The sequence below is a fragment of the Limibacillus sp. genome, from assembly GCA_037379885.1.
GTDB lineage: Bacteria > Pseudomonadota > Alphaproteobacteria > Kiloniellales > CECT-8803 > JARRJC01.
Map to the genome: position 1 here is coordinate 1 of JARRJC010000057.1, position 16,540 is coordinate 16,540.

The window sequence follows — 16,540 nt, forward strand, 5'->3', positions numbered from 1 at the left end:
GTCCGCCGGATCGAACTTAGGCGCGGCGCGGCCATAGCGGGAAAGGTCGAAGCGGGCGACCAGTTCGGCAAGATCCAGCGCTGGTTCGGCATGCTCGGAGGTGCCGAGCGCGGCGAGGTAGGCGTTGAGAGTCATGGGCTCCAGCCCCTCGGCGCGCAGCGCCTCCAGGCTGAGGCTGCCCAGGCGCTTGGAAAGCCCCTTGCCCTCGGCGTCGGTCAGAAGCGGAAGATGCCCGAAGGTGGGAACCTCGGCGCCCAGCGCCTCGAACAGCTGGACCTGCACGGCGGTGTTGGCCACGTGGTCCTCGCCGCGCAGGACGTGGGTCACGCCCAGTTCCGCGTCGTCCACGACCGAGGAAAGCGTATAGAGCGGGCGGCCGTCCTCGCGGATCAGAACGGGGTCGGAGAGCTTGTCGCCCTCGAAGTGCTGCGGGCCGCGCACCAGGTCGTCCCAGTCGATTGCCGCATGCTCCAGCTTGAAGCGCCAGTGCGGGCGGCGGCCTTCGGCCTCATAGGCCCTGCGCTTTTCTTCCGAAAGATTGAGAGCGGCCCGGTCGTAGAGCGGCGGACGCCCGGCGCTGAGCTGCGCCTTGCGCTTCAGGGAAAGCTCGTCGGCGGTCTCGTAGCAGGGATAGAGCCGCCCGGACGCCTTCAGGGACTGAGCGGCCAGGTCGTAGCGCTCGGTCCGCTCCGACTGGCGGGCGAAGGCATCCCAGGCAAGCCCCAGCCAGGTGAGGTCCCGTTCGATCGCCTCCGCGAACTCCGCCGTCGAACGCTCCTCGTCCGTGTCGTCCATGCGCAGCAGGAAGGCCCCGCCGTTCTGGCGCGCGTAGAGCCAGTTGATCAGCGCCACGCGGGCGTTGCCGACATGCAGGCGCCCGGTCGGGCTGGGTGCGAAACGCAGCTTCATGAACGTCCTCTCCCGTGCCTCAGCGCGGACCCTTGAAGGCGTTGACGATGGGATAGCGCCGGTCGCGCCCGAAGGAGCGGCGGGTGATCTTGACGCCCGGCGGGGCCTGACGGCGCTTGTACTCCGCGTTCTCCAGCATGCGCCAGATGCGGTTCACCGTGTCCCGGTCATGGCCCTGGCCCACCAGTTCCTCGACCCCGGCCTCCTGCTCGATCAGGCCGGCCAGGATGCGGTCCAACTCGTCATAGGGCGGCAGGCTGTCCTGATCGGTCTGGTCGGGCTTCAACTCAGCTGAGGGCGGCTTGGTGATGATTCGCTCCGGCATGACGCGGCCTTCCGGACCCTGGGCGCCTGGGGGGCGTTGCTGATTGCGCCAGCGGGCCAGGCGGAAGACTTGCGTCTTGTAGACGTCTTTCAGCACGTTGTAGCCGCCGCACATGTCGCCGTAGAGCGTGGCGTAGCCGACCGACATCTCCGACTTGTTGCCGGTCGACAGCACCATGTGCCCGAGCTTGTTGGAGATCGCCATCAGGGTCAGGCCGCGCGAGCGGGCCTGGATGTTCTCTTCCGTCGTGTCGGCCTCGCGCCCCTCGAAGACCGGCGCCAGCATGGCAGCGAAGGCCTCCATGGCCGGTTCGATGCCGATCTCCTCCAGGCGCACGCCCAGCAGCTCCGCGCAGCCCGCGGCGTCCTCCAGGCTTTCGTTGCTGGTGTAGGGCGAGGGCATCATGACGCAAAGCACCCTCTCGGGCCCCAGCGCGTCGACGGCGACGGCGGCGGATAGCGCGGAATCGATGCCGCCGGAAAGCCCGATGATGACGCCGGGAAAGCCGCTCTTCTCCACATAGTCCTGCAAGCCCAGCATCAGGGCGCGGTAAACCGCCGCGTCGCCTTCGATGGGCTGCTGCTTGTCTGCCTCGACGCAGGCCATAACGCCGCTGGCGTTGCGCTCCCAGCGGGTGATCGACAGCCGCTCCTCGAAGAGCGGAAGCTGCGCGGCGAGCGAGGCGTCGCCGTTCAGGATGAAGCTGCCGCCGTCGAAGACCAGTTCGTCCTGACCGCCGACCTGGAACAGGAAGACGCCCGGCAATCCGCTTTCGGTCACCCGCGCCACGCCGAGCTGAAGGCGCAGGTCGGGCTTGTCCTGCTCAAAGGGGCTGGCGTTGATCGCGATCAGCAGCTCCGCGCCGGATTCCTCCAGGCACTCGGTCACGTCCGGGGTCCAGAAATCCTCGCAGATCATCAGGCCCAGCCGCAGCCCGCGAAAGCCCGCCGGACCCGGCAAGGGTCCGGACTTGAAAACCCTCTTCTCATCGAAGACGCCGTAGTTCGGCAGATCGTGCTTGTAGCGCACCGCCGTGATGCGCCCGCCGTCCATCAAGAGCGTGGCGTTGAAGACCTTGCCGCGCAGCGGGCTCTTGTTCTCCGCCCAGATCTCCATCCAGGGCGCGCCGATCAGAAGCCCCGGCCCGCCGTCCGCCGTTGCTTCAGCCAGGCGCTCGGCCTCTTCACGCAGGGCCGCCAGGAACATGGGCTTCAGCACCAGGTCTTCCGGCGGATAGCCCGAAAGGCTCATCTCCGGCGTCAGGAGCAAGTCGGCGCCCGCTGCCGCCGCCTCTTCGCGCAGCGCCAGGATCTTGTCGGCGTTCCCCCGGATGTCCCCCACTTTCGGGTTCATCTGGGCCAGCGCGATGGTGATCTTGTCGGTCATGGGAGACTAATTACGCGCTGTGCCGCGCCGCGGCAAGGCGGGTTCAAGCAGTCTTCGCCTGCCGCGCGATAAATTGGCCCGGCGTCTCGCCCATGGCCTTGCCGAACATGGCGATGAAGGCCGAGGGGGACTCATAGCCGACCGCATAGGCGACCGAGGTCACGGGCTCGCCTGATGCAAGCCGGGAGAGCGCGGCCTGAAGGCGCAGACGCTGCCGCCACTCGCGGAAGGTGAGGCCCGTCTCCGCCCGGAACAAACGCTCCAGCGTTCGCTGGCTGGCACCCACCTCGCGGGCCCATTCGGCGAGGGAGCGGGCATCGGCCGGTTCCTCCAGCAAGACACGGGCGATGCGCTCAAGTCTGCGTTCGGCGGGCAGGGCCAGTTCCAGCTTCACGCGAGGGCGCGAGCGCAACTCGTCGATCAAGGCCAGCGCCAGACGGCTTTGCCGAGAGTTGGGTGCGTAGTCCATGTCACGCGACAGGAAGGTCAGGATCATCTCGCGCAGCAAGGGGGAGACCGTCAGAACGCAGCCTTCGTCCGGCAAGCCTACGAGCGACGCGTCGAGATAGAGCGGCCGGAAGGCCAGGCCGGGATGCTGATGCACCCGGTGGGACCAGCCCGGCGGTATCCAGGCGGCGCGCTGCGGGGGCACCAGCCAACGGGCATCGGGAAGCTCCACGCGGATCACGCCGCGCGCGGCATAGAGCACCTGCCCGCAGTCATGGTGGTGCCAGTCGATCAGCATCTCGGTCTGGTAGTCCACCGCACGGCCCAGGAGAGGCCGCGCGGGGCTCGGCACACTAAGGCCGTCGCCGGTCTTCTGGAAGCGGGAGTCAATTTGTCGCTTTAAAGGCATCGATTGACAGAATGCCGATAGACCGACAAACGCCGCAAGCTTATTTTCTGATCGTTCCTTCTCGCCGCCGACCCACGAAAGCCCTTCGTCCATGTTCGAGAGATTGATAGGCATCTACAGAAGCATCCGCCAGCGCGGCATCCGCTCGCCGGAGGCGATGCTGCTGCTGATGGGCGCCGCCGCACCGCTCTCCTTCGCCACCTGGCAGGCTCTTCTGAACAACTTCGCCATTGAGAAGGCGGCCTTCACCGGCGCGGAGATCGGCATTCTGCAAAGCCTTCGCGAAGTGCCGGGCTTTCTCGCCTTCACCGCCGTCTTTCTGCTGCTGATCTTCAAGGAGCAGCGCTTCGCCCTGATGTCGCTGGCGCTCCTGGGCATCGGCACGGCGGCGACCGGCTTCTTTCCGACCGTGGTGGGGCTCTACGCCACCACGGTGCTGATGTCGATCGGCTACCACTACAACGAGACCATCCAGCAGAGCCTGGCGCTCCAGTGGCTGGGCAAGGACCGCGCGCCCCTGGTGCTGGGCCGCGTGGTGGCGGCGGCCAGCGCCTCCGCGCTGGTGGCCTATGCGCTGATCTATCTCGGCTTCGACTACTTCGACGCCAACTATCAGGCCGTCTACCTGATCGGCGGCGGTTTGACGGCGGCCATCGCGCTCTTCTGCTGGTTCTACTATCCGCTGGTGCCGGCCAAGGTGGAGCAGCACAAGAAGCTGATCCTGCGCCAGCGCTACTGGCTCTACTACGCCCTCACCTTCCTGTCCGGCGCGCGGCGGCAGATCTTCATCGTCTTCGCCGGGTTCATGATGGTCGAGAAGTTCGGCTACTCAGTGGCCAACGTGACGCTGCTCTTCCTGATAAACTACGCCGCCAACATATGGCTCGCCCCCTTCATTGGCCGGATGATTCAGCGCTGGGGCGAGCGCAAGGCGCTGACCGTCGAGTACATAGGTCTCGTCGTGGTCTTCACCTCCTACGCCTTCGTCGAGAACGCCACGCTGGCGGCGGGTCTCTACGTGATCGACCACCTCTTCTTCGCCATGGCGATTGCGATCAAGACCTACTTCCAGAAGATCGCCGACCCGCGCGACATCGCACCGACCGCCGCCGTCTCCTTCACCATCAACCACATCGCAGCGGTCGTGCTGCCGGTCTTGCTGGGCTATCTATGGCTGGTCAGCCCGACGGCGGTCTTCCTGCTGGGCGCTGCTTTCGCCGCGCTGTCGCTGCTCTGCGCGCAGATGATCCCCTGGCGACCCGAACCGGGAAACGAGACGGTCCTGACCCGGCCCCTGACGCAGCCGGCGGAGTAGTTATTTCCTGAGCAGGAACTCGCGGCCGACCTTCACGCGCGGCTCGCCGTCGTACTCGACGATGTCGGCGGTGGCGTAGGTCTCCGACCAGCGGGCCGGCAGGTAGCTGCCGGTTCCGATCACGTCGAGCGGGGCGTCGGCCTCGGCCATCAAGCGGCACTTGGCGGGCCCGAAGCCCGAAGAGCCGACGATCTTGACCTTATCGAAGCCCGCCTCGTCCAGCACCTCGCGCAGACGCCAGACGCCCGCGGCGGACACGCCCGCGCCGACCAGATAGCGCAGCTCTTCCTCGTTGCGGTAACCGCGGATCGACCGCGGGGCGTGCCGCTCCAGCACGGCGTAGGAGGCCGCGGGGTCGAGCCCCTCCAGATAGCGCGAACCGGGCACATCGAGCCGGAGCGCGAGGGTTCCCGCAGCCGCCCGCTCGGGAAAGCGGCGGCAGACGGCGAGGCTGTCCGTGATCTCCCGCGCGAAATAGTCGACCAGCACGGTCATGGGCTCGTCGGGATAGGTTTCGTCGTACATCTCGGCGGCGCGGAGCGTGGAGCCCGCATAGCCGACCAAGGCGTGGGGCATGGTGCCCTTGCCCGCCGCCTGTCCGAAGTAGTGGGCGGTCGCGTCGGTGGCGTTTCCGATGAAGCCCAGCGCGCCCACCTTCCGCTTGGCGCGGTCCGAACCGACGCTGGCGGCGTAGGCCATCAGCTCCGCCATTTCGGTCCCGGCGCAGTGCCGTGCGTCCATCGCCAGGAAGGCGACGCGCGGCAGGTCGGCGCACATGGTGTAGGCGTTGTAGGCCGCGACGCAGGCCGGACCCAGCTTCATCAGCAGCAGGGTCTCCAGTTCGGAAAGCTTGGAGAGAGGACCGGTCATGTAAAAGATCGGCTCACCCGCGCCGACCCACTTGCCCTCCGGATAGCGCAGGTCGATCTCCAGGTCGAAGCCCTGCTCCGCGGCGCGCGCCTTCAGCCAGGCCAGCGCGATGGCGGGCGCCGAGATGACCGGGCGCCGCATGAAGACCGCATAGGTCGCCTGGACCTCGCCGAAGGCGCCGACGATCCTGGCGGTGCGCCGGAAATACTGGTCGGTCCAATGAGGAACCTGGGCGGAACCGGGCCAGGACACGCCCAGCTCGGAGGATGTCTCCGGCGCGCGCGGCTGGGCGTCGCCGGTAGCGGCGCGTTCGACCTTGCTGTCGGCGTCCTGCGGCATGGCGCCCTCCCGGTTCGGCGTCACTGAAGAGGCAGCAGTCTACTGGGCCGCAACCACCTTGTCGCTGGCAAGACCCATGGCGTCCCGCTCGTCCTTGAGCTGCTCGGCGATCAGGAAGGCGAGCTCCAGCGCCTGGCTGGCGTTCAGCCGCGGATCGCAGTGCGTGTGGTAGCGGTCGGCCAGGGAGTCCTCGCCGATCGCCTGGGCGCCGCCCAGACACTCCGTCACGTCCTGACCGGTCATCTCGAAGTGGACGCCGCCGGCGTAGCTGCCCTCGGCCTTGTGGACGGCGAAGAAGCCGCGCACCTCGGAGAGAATGCGGTCGAAGGGCCGCGTCTTGTAGCCGGTCGAGGACTTGATGGTGTTGCCGTGCATGGGGTCGCAGGACCAGACGACATTGAAGCCCTCGCGCTTCACGGCGCGGACCAGCGGCGGCAGCTTCTCCTCCACCTTGTCGTGCGCCATGCGGGCGATCAGGGTCAGACGGCCGGGGTCGTTCTCCGGGTTCAGGATCTCGATCAGCTTACAGAGCTCGTCGGGATCCAGCGACGGGCCGCACTTGAGACCCAAGGGATTCTCCACGCCGCGCAGGAACTCGACATGCGCGCTGTCCAGCTGACGCGTGCGGTCGCCGATCCAGAGCATGTGGGCCGAGCAGTCGTAGGAACCGCCGGTCAGGCTGTCGACGCGGGTCAGGGCCTGCTCGTAGTTGAGCAGCAGGGCCTCGTGGCTGGTGAAGAAGTCGGTCTCGCGCAGCGGCTGCACCGTCTCGGCGGTCAGGCCGCAGGCGGCCATGAAGGCCATGGTTTCCTGAATGCGCGACGCCAGCGCCTCGTAGCGCTCGCCCTGGGGGCTGTCGGCCACGAACTCGAGGTTCCAGCGGTGCACCTTGTGCAGGTCGGCAAAGCCGCCCTGGGCGAAGGCGCGCAGCAGGTTGAGCGTCGCGGCGGCCTGATTGTAGGCCAGCAGCATGCGCTCGGGATCTGGACGGCGCGCCGACTCCTCAAAGGCGATCTCATTGATAATGTCGCCGCGGTAGCTCGGTAGTTCGACGTCGCCCTGCTTTTCCGTGTCGGCGGAGCGGGGCTTGGCGAACTGGCCGGCCATGCGGCCCACCTTCACGACCGGACAGGCCGCGCCGAAGGTCAGCACCACGGCCATCTGCAACATCACCCGGAAGGTGTCGCGGATGTTATTCGCGTGAAACTCGGCGAAGCTTTCCGCGCAATCGCCGCCCTGAAGCAGGAAGGCCTCGCCCTTGGCGACGCGGGCAAGCTGGCTGCGCAGATTGCGCGCCTCGCCTGCGAAGACAAGCGGCGGATAGCCCGAAAGGCGCTGCTCGACAGCTTCGAGCGCAGCCTTGTCGGGATAGGTCGGCATCTGCCGAACGGCTTTGTCACGCCAGGATTGCGGAGTCCAACTCGCAACCATTTCAATAACCTCTTTAGTAGCTAAAATCGCCAGGGCGACCGTTTTACAGACGATGTACCGGCAATTCCAGGGAAAAGCTGCCCTAGGGCCGCCGTCCGCCTTCACGGCCATCGGCTCCCCGAATGAAAGCAAGACGGGAGTATGCGAATTTTTTCTGTCGCGAAATATGAAATATTTTGCGCCTTTGGATAAATATATTGTAACTCGTTGCGTAATCTCGCACACTTCATTCCACGCGGGCGACCGGCCGCAAGAGCCAGGATCCGCATGACGCCTACGATAGAGTGGCCGATAGCCAAGACAGACAATTGGCGCGGCCCCTGCGCCTACCCTGGGGGAGCCGATACATGAGCTTACTGAACCAAGGTCTCTTCTTCATCGATCACCGCGGCAAGAGCGTCATCGCTCAGCAGCGGAGGACGGACGAGGGCGTGCCGCTCGCCGACGAGGGGGAGATCTTGAAAGAGGCGGTGGAGGAGGCCGGCTGGGCGGTGGTTTTCGCCGAGCCCAAGCGCTCGGCTGTGAATGTTCAGTTCGACGTGGAAAGCGTTTCTGAAGCCACCTTGAATGCGCTTAGCGCGGTCTTGCTGCGCTATGATTTCAAGGAGATCCTGCTGTCTTTCAAGGTGCTGGAATGGCAGCGCGAGCGTCATAGCGACAGCGCGCTTGCCGCCGTGCGTGTTTGGATGGCCGTCCGCGAGGGAGAGAACACCCTGACCAAACAGAAGGTCGAGGAAAGCTTCCAGAGCCCGGACTCCCTGCTCGCCGGCCACCCGCAGGGCGAGGCCGCCACCGCGGCCATCATATTCGCCGCCTGGAAGCGCCAGGGCGGAAGCTACTTCGCCTCCCTGCCCTCCATGAGGGAAAGCCTCGACGCCGGCCACCATTCGCACATTCTGGAGATGACCCAAGACCAACCCTGCGGCGTGTTCCGGCACGTCGGCGCCAACTGCGCCCTGATGGGCAGGTTCGAAGAGGGCTTTCCCCTGATCGCCTACCCGGATCCGCTGATCGGACGCTGGGCGAGCGCGCGCTACCGCCAGATCGTGGCGAGCGGAGAGCCGCAGCTCTCTCAGATCACCGTGCGCCCCAGGGCGTCTCAGGGTCACTCCTACCGTTGCCTGCGTCTTCCTTGGAAGAACGCGGGCGGCAACCCGCATTTCACGATCATCCGAATCAACGACCCAGCGTGAAGGCAGGCCGTCCCGCCGGGGCGGCCCGCGCAGCGGCAAGATCAACCGCAAGATATAATATTTTGATCTTCACAAATAATATATTATAACAATAGTCAGCGTTGCCCAGCGCAGCCCGGAAGCCGCCAGGCCATAAGAGCCTTGGACTTTCGGAAGAGAGCTCACGGGTAACGGGGTGGCCGCCGGATCCGTCAGGATGGCGCCGCTCACCGGCAGCCCTGGGGGGTCAGGATTTGGTTTGCCGGGAATTGATTTGCTGGGAATGGGTCAGTCGGACACCGGTTCGCGCATGGTGACGAACTCCTCCGCCGAGGTCGGATGGATACCCACCGTCGCGTCGAAGTCTTCCTTGGTGGCGCCCATCTTCACGGCGATTCCAATGCCCTGAATGATCTCAGCAGCATCGGCGCCCAGCATGTGGGCGCCCAGAACCTTGCGGGTGTTCTTGTCGACCACCAGCTTCATCGTCGATTTTTCCTGACGGCCCGAAAGCGTATGTTTCATGGCGCGGAAGGAGGAACGGTAGATCTCCACCTCGCCCACGGCCTGCCGCGCACGCTCCTCGCTCATGCCGACCGACCCGATGGGCGGCTGGCTGAAGACCGCCATGGGAATGTTCTCGTGATCCAGGCCGCGCGGCTTACCGCGATAGACCGTATCCACGAAGGCCATGGCTTCCTGAATCGCGACCGGGGTCAGATTGACCCGCTCGGTCACATCGCCGACCGCGTAGATGTTCGGCTGTGAGGTGCGCGAGAACTCATCGACCTTAGGGCCAGGCGGCCGTCCTTCTTCTCGGTGCGCGAGATGATCTGCTCGGTGATGACGCGCACGCCCTTCTCCCGCAGCTCGACCATCAGGCCGTCGCGCAGGTCTTCGTCGAAGCCGCGCAGGACCTTGGGACCGCGGTAGATCAGGGTCACCTCGCTGCCCAGGCCCTTCATGATCCCGGCGAACTCCACGGCGATGTAGCCGCCGCCGGCGATCACGATGTGCCGGGGCTGCTCTTCGAGATGAAAGATTTCGTTCGACGAGATGCCGTATTCGGCGCCGGGTTCCTTGGGTAGCACCGGGGCGCCGCCGGTCGCGAGCAGGATGGTCTCGGCCGTGAAGCGCTCGCCCGCCACCTCGACCGTGTGCTTGTCGATCAAGCGCGCGTGGCCGTTGTGCATGGTGACGCCGGCGCCGGTCAGCAGCTTCTTATAGATGCCCTCCAGCCGCTCGATCTCCTTGTCCTTGTTGGCGATCAGGGTCTTCCAGTCGAAGGACGCCTCGCCGGAGAGCGTCCAGCCGTAGCCCGCCGCGTCCTCGAACTCTTCGGAGAAGTGGCTGGCGTAGACCATCAGCTTCTTCGGCACGCAGCCGCGTATGACGCAGGTGCCGCCGTAGCGGAACTCCTCGGCGATGCCCACCTTGGCGCCCGTCGAAGCCGCCATGCGCGCACCGCGCACACCGCCCGATCCCGCGCCGATGACAAAGAGGTCGTAGTCGTACTGGCTCATGCCCGTCCTATTCACCCCGGTAGGGTTCCATCTGAAAGCTCACAAGAAGACGGCGCCGCAGCGCTTGGCGCGGCGCCGTCCCATTCATCCTGAAAGGTAGGAACGCCGGCGCTAAATGGAAACCCCATCCGGCAGCGACGCCGCGAAGCGCGCGCGCTGAGAGCGCCAGCGCCATACCGCCCAGGCAATGGCCGCCACCGCCTGACCGCCCGCGCCCAGCAAGGCCTGGCTCGGCTCGACCGAGAGCGGCGGCGCGAAGATCCCGGCCAGCGCGCTCATCCCCATGGCCTGCAAGGTGGCGGGCAACAGGAAGTAGAGCAGAGCGAGCCAGAAAGCGGCCATCAGGTCGCTGCGCCCGGCCGCTCCCCCGCTTCCGTAAGCCATGCCCAGCACCAGCCCGAAGTCGCGCAGCATCAGCGCGATCAAGGAGAAGGCCAGCGGGCGGGTGTAGCTGTCGAACTGCCAGGCGGCCCAGGCCCAGTGGGTTTCCGGACCGATCCCCGCAGAAGCTCCCATAACGGCCGAAGCGATGCCGAAGAGCAGCGCCAGCTTGAACGACGGCAACCAGAGCGGCGCCTTGGGATAGGCGCTGAAGGGATTGCTCCTAAGCGCTCTCAGGAAGCCCGCCATGTCCAGCGGGTCCTTCCGGTCCGCGAAGAGCGCGGCATAAGCGCCCAGCGCGAAGACCGCGAAGAACAGCGCCAGCGGCAGCGACAGAACCTCGCCGCAGGCCGCGCAGCTACTGACCACGAAGCCATAGAGATAGCCCCCCAGCAGCGCCAGGAAGAAGGCCCAGCCCCAGGGGATGTTGGTCAGCTGCAGCTCCTCGCGCATCAGGCGCAGGCAGGCGATCACCGCAGCGCCCGTGAAGAAGATCTTGCTGGCCAGGATGAAGGGAACTGCATCGAAGGAGATGTTGTACCAGCCTATGACCCGGCCGCCCGGCCCCAGGTCGCCCAGCAGAAGGTCGGAGGGGATCAGGCTGCCGTCCGTACCCGCCAGCACCAGGTAGGCGAGCAGCCCCAAGCCTTGGCAGAGGGCGACGGGTATCTGACGCGCGCCGCGCTGCTTTCTCAGCATCACCAAGGCGGTCAGGAGCGTCACGGCCTGGGCCAGAACGCCGTCGAGCAGCAGCATGGCGATCTCGCTGGCCAGCCCCGACTGCAAGCCCGACATCCCCTCTGGCCCCATCACCTCGGCCCCGCGAAGGCGTCCGACGGCGATCAGGATCAGGAAGAAACCGCCCGCCAGCCAGGTGAAGGCGGTCGGACCGAAGAGCTTGCCCCAGGTCATGCTCCAGGGGCCCATCGCGGAAAGACGCTGCCAGTCCCAGGTGGCCGAGCGCACCTCCGCGCCCATGCCGGCCGCGACCCGCCGCGTGCCCCATAGAATGACCGTCAGGAAGAAGCCAAGCTTTCCGGCGTAGACATAGCCGGGCGCGATGTCGCCGAACCGCCCGCCGGCTTCCAGCCCGGCGACGGTCAGCACCAAGACGGCGGCCAGCCCCAGAAAGCGCGACAGCGACAGCTCCAGCCAGAGATTGCGGCGAAACTCGGGATTGAGGGTCATGACAGGCGCTCCCCTTGCTTTTCCACCTTCTCGCGGCGAAGGCGCGCCCGGTAGAGCGATTGCAGGTCCGCGCTCTCGGCGGCGAAGTCGCTGACCCGGCAGCCCGCCTCGATGAGTTTTTGCAAGAGCCCGTGCCGCACGCCCGCATCGCCCTCCAGCAGGAGGCGGGCACCCCTGTCGTCGGCGCTCTCGATGGCTTCGGCCCCGGCCAGATCGCGCAGCAGCTCCGGCAGTCGGGCATCCGCTTCGGCCAGTTTGATCAGCAGCAGGCGCGACCCGGCAGCGGCGCTCTCCGGCGTCTCCTCCAGCGAACGGTGCTCGACGATGCGGCCCTCGTCGATCAGCAGCATCTCCGAGGCGTAGTCGGAAAGCTCCGCCAGAATGTGAGAGGAGACCAGCAAGGTCATACCCTGCGCCCGCAACTCCCGGAACAGGGCGGAGAGGTCGTCGCGGGCTTCGGGATCGAGGCCGGAGGCGGGCTCGTCCAGGATCACGAAACGCGGCTCGTGAAGGATCGCCTGGGCGATGCCGAGCCGCTGGCGAAGGCCGCGCGACAGCGCGCCGCCCCGCTGGTTCAGCCGGTCGGAAAGGCCGACGCGTTCAGCGGCAAGGCCCGCCGCCTTCGCCGCCGCCGTCTCGGATAGGCCCTGGGCGAGCCCCCGGTAGTGCAGGCTCTGGCGCACCGTCAGCTTGTCGTAAAGCCCAAAGAAATCAGAGAGATAGCCGATAAGCCGGTGACAGGCGCGCGGGTCCTTGGCAAGGTCCACGCCCTCGATGGAAATTCTTCCGGCGGCCGGACGCTCCAAAGCGGCTAGACAGCGCATCAGCGTCGTCTTGCCCGCCCCGTTCGGCCCGACCAGCGCCGTGATGACCCCGGGCTGAATGGCCAGAGACACGCCGTGGAGCGCGCGTTGTCCGGGATAGTCGAAGACCAGACCCTCGACATCGACGAGAGCCATGACGACTCCTCCTGCCCTACTTGGTTCCAGCCATCAGCCTTACCCTGACTGACGGCGAAAAGAAGGCGGCGCGGAGAAAAGACCGCGCCGCCCTCGGTTGGTGGCTGAACGGCTCCCGGCGGATCAGACGCCGCCCATGCAGAGGTACTTGATCTCCAGGAAGTCGTCGATGCCGTACTTGGAGCCCTCGCGGCCGATGCCGGACTCCTTGACCCCGCCGAAGGGCGCCACCTCGGTGGAGATGATGCCGGTGTTGATGCCGACGATGCCGTAGTCCACGGACTCGGCGACGCGCCAGACGCGGCCCAGGTCACGGGCGTAGAAGTAGGCGGCCAGACCGAACTCCGTGTCGTTGGCCATGGTCACGACCTCGTCCTCGTCCTTGAACTTGAAGAGCGGGGCGACGGGGCCGAACGTTTCCTCGCGGGCGACCGCCATCTCCTGCGTGACGCCGGTCAGGATGGTCGGCTGGAAGAAGGTATGGCCCAAATCGTGACGCTTGCCGCCCACGACGATCTCCGCGCCCTTCGACACGGCGTCGGCGATGTGCTCCTCGACCTTCTCGACAGCGGCGTGGTCGATCAACGGACCCTGGGCCACGCCCTCCTCCATGCCGTTGCCGACCTTCATCTTCTTGACGGCTTCTGCCAGCTTAGAGGCGAACTCGTCGTAAACGCCTTCCTGCACGTAGAGGCGGTTGGCGCAGACGCAGGTCTGCCCGGCGTTGCGGTACTTGGAGGCGATGGCGCCCTCGACCGCCGCATCGAGATCGGCGTCGTCGAAGACGATGAAGGGCGCGTTGCCGCCCAGTTCCATGCCGACCTTCTTCACCGTCTCGGCGCTCTGCTTCATCAGCAGCTTGCCGATCTCGGTGGAGCCGGTGAAGGTGACCTTGCGGACGATGGGATTGCCGGTCATCTCGCCGCCGATCGCCGAAGCGGACCCGGTGACCACGTTGAAGACGCCCTTGGGGATGCCCGCGCGCTCGGCCAGCTCGGCCATGGCCAGCGCCGAGAAGGGCGTCTGGGAGGCCGGCTTGATCACGATGGAGCAGCCGGCGGCCAGCGCCGGGCCCGCCTTGCGGGTGATCATCGCGTTGGGGAAGTTCCAGGGCGTGATGGCCGCGACCACGCCGATCGGCTGCTTGATCACGACGATGCGCTTGTCCGGCTGGTGCCCCGGAATGACGTCGCCGTAGACGCGCTTGGCCTCTTCGGCGAACCACTCGATGAAGGAGGCGCCGTAGGCGATCTCGCCCTTGGCCTCGGCCAGCGGCTTGCCCTGTTCGGCGGTCAGGATGCGGCCCAGGTCGTCCTGGTTCTCCATCATCAGGTCGAACCAGCGGCGCAGGATCTGGGCCCGCTCCTTGGCGGTCTTGGCGCGCCAGCCCACCATGGCCTTCTCGGAGGCTTCAATGGCGCGGCGCGTCTCATCGGCGCCCATCTTCGGCACGCTGCCCAGCGCCTCTCCGGTCGCCGGATTGGTGACCTCGATGGTCGCGCCGCCGTCGGCATCGACCCACTCGCCGTTGATGTAGCACTGCTGGCGCAGCAGTTTCTCGTCGTTCAGTTTGGGAAGGGTTAGCGCATCGAGCGGCATGGAGTTCCTCCTGGCAAAAGCTTCTTTGTGACGGGGCGGCGTGGCAAGCGCTCTGCGGTCTGCAAGCGGCTGCCCGGCTTCGCCCGGTTCGGTGAAATTCGGCTGTCGCCCTCACCATGTGGGGCTCAAGTCCCGCGCATACTACCCCCGGCGTGAAGTGCCTGCAAAGGGGTGTCAGGCGATGACCTCGCTTGCCTCGCGCGCGATCATCGCGAAGCGGTCGCTGAGCGCGGCCAACTCCGCCTCGTGGAGAACGGCGGCCGGAACCACGCCGCCAGAGGCCGCCGGAAGGTCGCGCGTCGCGCAGGCCGAGGCCACCACCGTGGAGCCATAGCCCAGGTCCAGCGCGGCGCGCACCGTGGAGCTGACGCACATGTGGGTCATGAAGCCGCAGACCACGAGCTGCTTTGCGCCCGCCGTCTTCAGCGCCTCATCGAGGCCGGTCCCGGCGAAGGCGTTGGGCAGCCCCTTTTCGATCACGCCCTCACCCGCCTCCGGCGTAGCCTCGGCGCAGATCGCGAAGTTGTCCGTCTCCGGATCGAACAGCCCGCCGGGCTTGCCCCTGTGCTGCACATGGATGACCGGGCGGCCATGCTCGCGCGCGGCCACGAGCAGGGTGGCGATCTGTTTCAAGGCGGCCTCGACCCCCGTCAGCGGCAGGTGGCCGTCCAGGTAGTCGCGCTGCGCGTCGATCACGACCAGCGCGCTTTCGGAAAGCTTGAAGGGCCGGGGATCGGCGCCCGCCATCTGCATTAGGGTCTTGGGATCGGACATGGGTGGGATCGCTTCCTATTCGCTGGGAAAGGCGACGGGTGCGCAAGGGCTGAACCCGCCATGAAAGGCGCTTTCGTAGTGCGCCTTCTGCAACTTGGCGGCAGTCACCAGGTTTCGCAAGAGGATGGAGACCGTGACCGGCCCGACCCCGCCCGGTACGGGTGTGATCCAGCCCGCGACCTCGTAGCAGGTCTCGTAGTCCGCATCGCCGACCACTTTCGAAGTTCCGTCCGGCAGGTCGATCTGGTTGATGCCGATGTCGATCACGGCGGCGCCCGGCTTGATCATGTTGCCGGTGACCAGCCCCGGCTTTCCGACCGCGACGAAGACGGCGTCGGCCTGACGCGAATGGACCTGGAGATTGCGGGTCATGTGGTGGCAGACCGTGACGGTCGCGCCCTCGCTCATCAGGAGGAAGGCGATGGGCTTGCCGACGATCTCCGAATGGCCGATCACCACCACCTCCAGCCCCTGAAGCCGCAGCCCCGTGTACTTCAGCATCTCGACCGAGGCGACCGAGGTGCAGGGGCCCATGACCAGGTCGTTGTAGACGATGTTGCCGATCGAAGAGGGGTGCATGCCCTCCACGTCCTTCATGGGATGGACCGCGCTCTGCAGTTCCTTGATGGAAAGGTGCCCGGGCACCGGGCGCTGGATGATGATCCCGGTGACGCGGGGATCGGCGTTGAGCGCGGCGATGGCCGCCAGCATCTCTTCGCGGGTGGTCTCGGCGGGATAGATCTTCTGATCGAAGGCAATGCCCAGCTTCTCCGCCACGCGCTGCTGGTTGCGGATGTAGATCATGGCGGCGTCGGTATCGCCGACCGCGATGGAGACCAGACGCGGCGGCCAGCCAGCAGCACTCAGCAACGCTGCCTCCGCCGCCACCTGCTCGCGGATCTCCTGCCCGATCACGCGGCCGTCCAGGACCTTGTGATCGCGCGGCTTTCTAGCGCTGTCCGCCTGTGCTGAAACCATGAGGCTATCGCTTTCCAATCTGCGCGGGGTTTTTAAGAAGTCCCGCGCATTGAAAAGCATTCGGCCAGAAGACTTATTCGCAAAAGCGACCCGCCGATGCGTGATTTCCGACAAGCGCGCCGGGCGGGATCAGCCGTAGAAGTCGAAACCCTCGGCCTTGCCGCTTTCCTTGGCGAGCTTGTAGGCGACGGAGGCGACGGCGAGGTCCTGGAGCCCGACGCCGGTGCCGTCGAAGAGGGTGATCTCCTCCTCCGAGGTCCGGCCCGGGTGGTCGCCGTTGATGACCGCGCCGATGGTGGTGATGTCGCTCTCCTCGATCAGCCCGGCGGCGATGGCGTGCTGGGTCTCGCCGATGGAGACCGACTGCGCAACCTCGTCGGTGAAGAGCGTGGCGGCGGCCACCAGCTGAGCGTCGACCTCCTGCTTGCCCTTGGTGTCGGTGCCCATACAGGCGATGTGCGTGCCGGGCTTGACCCAATCCCGCATGAACTGCGCTTCGGTGGAGGAGGAGATGGTGATGATGACGTCCGCCTCC

At 66.3% G+C, this 16,540-nt stretch carries 13 protein-coding genes and 1 pseudogene; 2 read left to right on the top strand and 12 right to left on the bottom strand.

From position 1 onward, the window contains the following. The 3 genes from gltX to P8X75_13190 all read right to left on the bottom strand — a co-directional run. On the bottom strand, positions 1-909 hold a 909-nt coding region (gltX, locus tag P8X75_13180), incomplete at its 3' end, for a glutamate--tRNA ligase (GenBank protein ID MEJ1996137.1). A gap of 19 nt (positions 910-928) precedes the next feature. Next, on the bottom strand, positions 929-2,620 hold the full coding sequence (locus P8X75_13185) for an NAD+ synthase (GenBank protein ID MEJ1996138.1): 1,692 nt from the start codon (positions 2,618-2,620) through the stop codon (positions 929-931). 43 nt (positions 2,621-2,663) lie between these two features. Continuing rightward, positions 2,664-3,419, bottom strand: coding sequence for a helix-turn-helix transcriptional regulator (locus tag P8X75_13190; GenBank protein ID MEJ1996139.1), 756 nt, complete (start codon positions 3,417-3,419; stop codon positions 2,664-2,666). Positions 3,420-3,567: 148 nt separating this feature from the next. On the opposite strand from P8X75_13190, the gene P8X75_13195 reads away from it, so the two are divergent. Beyond that, positions 3,568-4,791: an MFS transporter gene (locus P8X75_13195; protein MEJ1996140.1), complete on the top strand. Its 1,224-nt coding sequence runs from the start codon at positions 3,568-3,570 to the stop codon at positions 4,789-4,791. On the opposite strand, the gene P8X75_13200 is transcribed toward P8X75_13195, so the two are convergent. Beyond that, positions 4,792-6,000, bottom strand: coding sequence for a hypothetical protein (locus P8X75_13200; protein MEJ1996141.1), 1,209 nt, complete (start codon positions 5,998-6,000; stop codon positions 4,792-4,794). Positions 6,001-6,039: 39 nt separating this feature from the next. Then, positions 6,040-7,431 carry a 3-deoxy-7-phosphoheptulonate synthase class II gene (locus tag P8X75_13205; GenBank protein MEJ1996142.1) on the bottom strand — a complete coding sequence of 464 codons (1,392 nt, stop codon included), beginning with the start codon at positions 7,429-7,431 and terminating at the stop codon, positions 6,040-6,042. 347 nt (positions 7,432-7,778) lie between these two features. Here P8X75_13205 and P8X75_13210 point away from each other — a divergent pair, with 347 nt between their 5' ends. Further along, complete coding sequence (locus P8X75_13210; protein ID MEJ1996143.1) at positions 7,779-8,624, top strand: hypothetical protein; 846 nt, start codon at positions 7,779-7,781, stop codon at positions 8,622-8,624. A 267-nt stretch (positions 8,625-8,891) separates the two neighbouring features. Here the strand turns inward: P8X75_13210 and P8X75_13215 are convergent. From P8X75_13215 to P8X75_13245, 7 genes and pseudogenes are all read right to left on the bottom strand, one after another. Beyond that, a pseudogene (locus P8X75_13215) lies at positions 8,892-10,126 on the bottom strand (FAD-dependent oxidoreductase). Between the two features lie 111 nt (positions 10,127-10,237). Further along, positions 10,238-11,695 (bottom strand): hypothetical protein, encoded by a 1,458-nt coding sequence (locus tag P8X75_13220; GenBank protein MEJ1996144.1) that lies wholly within the window; start codon positions 11,693-11,695, stop codon positions 10,238-10,240. Then, the gene (locus P8X75_13225; protein ID MEJ1996145.1) at positions 11,692-12,654 is read right to left on the bottom strand and encodes an ABC transporter ATP-binding protein; all 963 of its coding nucleotides are present in this window, start codon (positions 12,652-12,654) and stop codon (positions 11,692-11,694) included. The genes P8X75_13220 and P8X75_13225 overlap by 4 nt, the downstream gene beginning before the upstream one ends. 123 nt (positions 12,655-12,777) lie before the next feature. Then, positions 12,778-14,253: an NADP-dependent succinate-semialdehyde dehydrogenase gene (gene gabD, locus P8X75_13230; GenBank protein MEJ1996146.1), complete on the bottom strand. Its 1,476-nt coding sequence runs from the start codon at positions 14,251-14,253 to the stop codon at positions 12,778-12,780. Positions 14,254-14,427: 174 nt separating this feature from the next. After that, positions 14,428-15,027, bottom strand: coding sequence for a cysteine hydrolase family protein (locus tag P8X75_13235; GenBank protein ID MEJ1996147.1), 600 nt, complete (start codon positions 15,025-15,027; stop codon positions 14,428-14,430). A 15-nt stretch (positions 15,028-15,042) separates the two neighbouring features. Then, the gene (locus P8X75_13240; protein ID MEJ1996148.1) at positions 15,043-16,005 is read right to left on the bottom strand and encodes a bifunctional 5,10-methylenetetrahydrofolate dehydrogenase/5,10-methenyltetrahydrofolate cyclohydrolase; all 963 of its coding nucleotides are present in this window, start codon (positions 16,003-16,005) and stop codon (positions 15,043-15,045) included. A gap of 129 nt (positions 16,006-16,134) precedes the next feature. Continuing rightward, positions 16,135-16,540, bottom strand: a 406-nt coding sequence (locus tag P8X75_13245; GenBank protein ID MEJ1996149.1) for an ornithine cyclodeaminase family protein, incomplete at its 5' end; no start/stop codon positions are given.

Bases quoted from the DNA above. Each gene is read 5' to 3' on its own strand.
- P8X75_13210 (MEJ1996143.1), top strand. From the start codon at position 7,779: ATGAGCTTACTGAACCAAGGTCTCTTCTTCATCGATCACCGCGGCAAG.
- gabD (MEJ1996146.1), bottom strand. From the start codon at position 14,253: ATGCCGCTCGATGCGCTAACCCTTCCCAAACTGAACGACGAGAAACTG.
- P8X75_13205 (MEJ1996142.1), bottom strand. From the start codon at position 7,431: ATGGTTGCGAGTTGGACTCCGCAATCCTGGCGTGACAAAGCCGTTCGG.
- P8X75_13220 (MEJ1996144.1), bottom strand. From the start codon at position 11,695: ATGACCCTCAATCCCGAGTTTCGCCGCAATCTCTGGCTGGAGCTGTCG.
- P8X75_13195 (MEJ1996140.1), top strand. From the start codon at position 3,568: ATGTTCGAGAGATTGATAGGCATCTACAGAAGCATCCGCCAGCGCGGC.
- P8X75_13225 (MEJ1996145.1), bottom strand. From the start codon at position 12,654: ATGGCTCTCGTCGATGTCGAGGGTCTGGTCTTCGACTATCCCGGACAA.
- P8X75_13235 (MEJ1996147.1), bottom strand. From the start codon at position 15,027: ATGTCCGATCCCAAGACCCTAATGCAGATGGCGGGCGCCGATCCCCGG.
- P8X75_13240 (MEJ1996148.1), bottom strand. From the start codon at position 16,005: ATGGTTTCAGCACAGGCGGACAGCGCTAGAAAGCCGCGCGATCACAAG.
- P8X75_13185 (MEJ1996138.1), bottom strand. From the start codon at position 2,620: ATGACCGACAAGATCACCATCGCGCTGGCCCAGATGAACCCGAAAGTG.
- P8X75_13200 (MEJ1996141.1), bottom strand. From the start codon at position 6,000: ATGCCGCAGGACGCCGACAGCAAGGTCGAACGCGCCGCTACCGGCGAC.